Source organism: Leucobacter chromiiresistens (assembly GCF_001477055.1).
Taxonomy (GTDB): domain Bacteria; phylum Actinomycetota; class Actinomycetes; order Actinomycetales; family Microbacteriaceae; genus Leucobacter; species Leucobacter chromiiresistens_A.
In genome coordinates this window covers 1-4299 of the sequence record NZ_LDRK01000108.1, presented here as the reverse complement: position 1 = coordinate 4299, position 4299 = coordinate 1, and the positions used below count along the sequence as shown (strand labels likewise).

The following is a 4299-nucleotide window of genomic DNA, read 5'->3' as shown; positions in this document are numbered from 1 at the left end:
GGAAGGGGGCGAGGAGGCGGTGGCGACGAGCGCGACGGCCTCCTCGCGCGACGGTCAGCGGGAGTGCGACCTGCCGTAGAGGGCGACGACGACCAGGATGATCGCTCCGTACACCATGTCCTGCACGGCGACGCCGAGGTTGAACACGACGACGAGGGTCGAGACCTGCCCGAGCACCAGTGCGCCGGCGAGCGTGCCGAGCACCGACCCTCGTCCGCCGAAGATCGAGGCGCCGCCGACGACGACCGCCGCGACGGAGCTCAGCAGATAGGGGGCGCCCATCATCGTCTCCGCCTGGTTGTAGTAGCCGACGATCGCGATGCCGGCGAAGCCGGCGAGCACACTGCTCAGCATGTACCCGGTGATGCGGATGCGGGCGACGGGCTGCCCTGCGAGGTTCGCCGTCGCCTCCGACGAGCCGACGAGGAAGAGCGCGCGGCCCCAGCCGGTCCACCGCAGCAGTGCGTGCAGCACGAGCATGAGGATCAGCGCGAGCGGCACGACTGCGGCGATGGACGAGCCGAGGAACGGGATCTTCTCCACCGTGATCGTCTGCAGGAACTCGGGAACGTTGGTGAGCTCGGAGAGGCTGAAGTTCAGCAGCAGCACTCCGAACAGCAGCCCGTTCATCGCGATGGTGGTGACGATCGGGGTGAGTCCGATCTTCGCGATGACGAACCCGTTGATGCACCCGATCACCGCGGACGCCGCCAGCGACGCGACGAGGGCGAGCACGGGGCCGAGGCTCGCGTTCCAGGTGAGGAACGAGAGCGCTGCGAACGCGATCGTGTTGGGCACGGAGAGGTCGATGCCGCCCTGGATCACGGCGAGGGTCTGCCCGAACGACGCGATGGCGAGGATGGACGCGAACGTCACCGTCGTGATCAGCCCGTCGAGTGTCAGCAGGCTGGGCCGGATGAGGCCGCTGAGCAGGAACAGCGCGATGAAGGCGGCGAAGACCCACGCGCTCGTCGGAACGCGTGCGAGTGCGCTCTGGGCGGGCCCGCGTGCCGGTGCGGCCGGAGCGTCGGCGAGCGTGTCAGTCATGGTGCCCTCCTTGAGCGAGCGACTTCCGCGTGCCGACGATGCGCACGAGCACGGGTATCGCGACGACCGCGAAGATGATCAACGCGTTGATGATGTACTGCCAGTAGGAATTGATGCCCGCGAAGAAGAGCAGGTTGCCGACGAGGCCGAGGACGATGGCGGCCGCGATGGTGCCGAGCACGGATCCGCGGCCGCCCGCGAAGCTCGCGCCCGAGAGCGCGACCGCGGCGATCGATGTGAGCAGGTAGGGGTCTCCGCTGCGGGGGTCGCCCGTCACGGTGGAGCCGGCGAGCAGGACGGCTGCGATCGACGCGAGCACCCCGGAGAGGATGAAGGCGCCGAGGATCGCGAGGCGCGAGTTGATGCCGGCGGCCTGCACCGCGTCGCGGTTCGACCCGACGCCGTAGATCTGGCGCCCGAAGGCGGTGCGCTGCAGCACGAACCAGGCGCCGACGCCGACGATGACGAGCCACACGATCGCCATCGGCAGGAAGGGGATCGCCTCGCCGCTCGTCACGTTGAAGACGGTCTCGCTCAGCGCGCCGCCGGGGCGGTCGAGGATGGTGCGCGCGATCGCGCCGATGATGAAGGTGCTCGCGAGGGTCACCGCGATGGCGGGGAGCCGGCCGAAGGCGACGAGCAGGCCGTTGAAGAGGCCGCACCCCGTGCCGATGAGGACCGCTACGAGGAACGCGGCGGGACCGGGGAGGCTCGCGAGGCTCGTCGCGAAGACGACGTTGCAGAGGCTGATCACCGCTCCGATGGAGATGTCGATCCCGCCGATGAGCACGATCATGAGCTGCGCGAGCGCGGCGATCGCGAGCGGCACGACGAGGTTCGCGGCCGACTGCAGCTGGAAGCGGGTGAGGAGGCTGGGGTTCACGGCGAGGTACACGGCGATGAACAGCACGAACGCGATGACGGGCGGTGCCGCCCCCTCGTGCAGCGAGCGCTGCAGCCAGATCGGCAGCGCGGTGCGCCGCCGCACGGGTGCGAAGATGGTGCCGGTGGTCATGAGTGCGCCGCCATTCCCACCGCGGCGCCGACGACGGCGTCCGCGGTGATGTCCGTTCCTGCGAGTTCCTGCACCACACGGCCCCGGTAGAGCACGGCGATGCGGTTGCACATGTGCACGAGCTCCTCGACCTCGCTGGAGAACCAGACGATGCCGACGCCCTGCTCGGCGAGCGCGATCATCGCTCGGTAGAGCTCCTGCTTCGCGCGGACGTCGATGCCGCGCGTGGGGTCGTGGAGGATCAGCACGCGTCGGTCGCGGTCCATCCAGCGCCCGAAGACGAGTTTCTGCTGGTTGCCGCCGGAGAGGGCCCCGGCGCTCTCCTGCGGGCCGCGGGTGCGCACGCTCAGCGCGGAGAGCACGCCGTCGATCCAGCCCCGTTCGCGGCGGAGCTGCGGGGCTCCACCGGCGCCGAAGAGGGAGAGCCACGGTGCGAAGAGGTTCTCGCCCACCCCGAGTTCGAGCGCGAGCCCCTCCGTCTTGCGGTCCTCGGGCACGTACCCGATGCCGGCTTTGACGGCGCGGCGCGGGGTGAGCGCCCCGACCGGCGATCCGGCGACGTTCCAGGTCGTCGCCGTTGCGGGGACCGCGCCGAAGAGCGCCCGCAGCAGCTCGGTCTGCCCCTGCCCCTGCAGGCCGCCGATGCCGAGGATCTCGCCGGCGCGAACCTGCAGGGACACGTCGGCGAGCCGGGCCGATTGGAGTTCGCGCACCTCGAGCGCCAGGGGCGCGTCCGCGGCGACGGCGGGGGCGGGCGGGAACTGCTTCTGCGTGGCTCGCCCGGCCATCATCGAGATGAGCTGATCCTCGTCCCATTCGCCGCGCGCGAAGGTGCCGACCGGTGCTCCGTCGCGCAGCACGGTGCCGCGATCCGCGATGATCTGCAGCTCCTGCAGCCGGTGCGTCACGTAGATGACGGAGCTGCCCGCGGCGGTCACCTCCCCGATGCGAGCGAAGAGCCATTCGACGCCCGGGGGCGTCAGTGCGCTCGAGGCCTCGTCGAGGATGAGGAGCTTCGGCCGCGCGGCGATCGCGCGGGCGATCTCGACGAGCTGCCGGTCGGCGAGCAGGAGGGTGCCGAGCCGGGCATGGGGGTCGATGTGGGGGAGCTGCAGCTGGTCGAGGATCTCCTCGGCCCGTCGCAGTGCCCGGGCGGGCGAGTAGATGCGGCCCGTGCCCACTTCGGGCAGGGCGAGATTCTCGGCGACCGTCCACTCGGGGACCAGCGCGATCTCCTGGTACGCGCACGCGATGCCCAGGGCGCGAGCACGGGCGATACTGCCGCCGTGCAGCGTCTGGCCGTCGATCGTGATCGTGCCGCTCGACGGCACGACCGCGCCGGAGAGCATCTTCGAGACGGTGCTCTTGCCCGCTCCGTTCTCTCCGACGAGTGCGTGCACCTCGCCGGGGAGGCAGGTGAAGTCGACTCCCACCACGGCCTGCACGGGGCCGTAGTTCTTGCTGAGGTTCTGCGCCACGACGAGTGGCGCGGAACGGTCGGTCGGCGCCGCGCCTGCGGCGCCGACCGTACGCGTCTGCTGGGTCATGCTGGGGCTCCCGCTCGTTCGGCCGACTACTGCTTCGCGAACTCGAGGTACTCCTCGAGCGTGATGTCGAGCCCGGGGAAGTCGTATCCGAGCTGGAAGTTGTCGGGCATGTCGGGCTGGCAGAACTCCTCCGCGTTCTCGGTGGTGATCTCGGCGGGCGGGAAGTACTGCTCCTGCTCGATGTCCTCGCCCTGGAGCAGCAGCACGGCCTGCTCGAGCCCCTTCGCGTAGATCGCCGGGTGCCCGAAGACCATGTTTCCGGTGAGCCCGGCTTCGGCGTTGTCCACGAGGGTGCACGCCTCGCCGTTGTACCCCGAACCGCCGACGACGGGGACGAAGTCGAGGTTGGCGTCGGCGAACGCTGCGGGCACTCCCTGGCCGCCGGTCAGGAACGAGTACACGCCGCCGACGTCGGGGTGGGATTGCAGGATCTGTGCCATGGTCTGCTGCGCGTCGGCCTCGTTCCAGCCGTTCGCGCCCTCGGCGACGATCGTGGCGCCGCCCGCTTCGAGCACTTCGGTGACGGCGGGCATCGAGGTGTCGTTCAGGGGAACACCGGCCACGCCTTCGAGCACGACGACCTCCTTGTTGTCGCCGAGCTGCGACACGAGCCATTCGGCTCCGGTCTTGCCCGCGCTCGCCCAGTCGGTGGAGACGGTGTAGACGTACTCGTTGTCGTAGGGGCCGCCG

At 70.1% G+C, this 4299-nt stretch carries 4 protein-coding genes; all 4 read right to left on the bottom strand.

From position 1 onward, the window contains the following. Positions 1-54 precede the first annotated feature (54 nt). A complete protein-coding gene (locus tag NS354_RS11705) occupies positions 55-1047 on the bottom strand; it encodes an ABC transporter permease (protein WP_058594650.1) in 993 nt (330 codons plus the stop codon). Further along, positions 1040-2062, bottom strand: a complete 1023-nt coding sequence (locus tag NS354_RS11700; RefSeq protein WP_058594649.1) for an ABC transporter permease — start codon at positions 2060-2062, stop codon at positions 1040-1042. Before NS354_RS11700 ends, NS354_RS11705 begins: the two co-directional genes overlap by 8 nt. Next, positions 2059-3609, bottom strand: coding sequence for a sugar ABC transporter ATP-binding protein (locus NS354_RS11695; RefSeq protein ID WP_082678066.1), 1551 nt, complete (start codon positions 3607-3609; stop codon positions 2059-2061). The genes NS354_RS11700 and NS354_RS11695 overlap by 4 nt, the downstream gene beginning before the upstream one ends. 26 nt (positions 3610-3635) lie before the next feature. Beyond that, positions 3636-4299, bottom strand: a 664-nt coding sequence (locus NS354_RS11690; RefSeq protein WP_153002206.1) for a substrate-binding domain-containing protein, incomplete at its 5' end; no start/stop codon positions are given.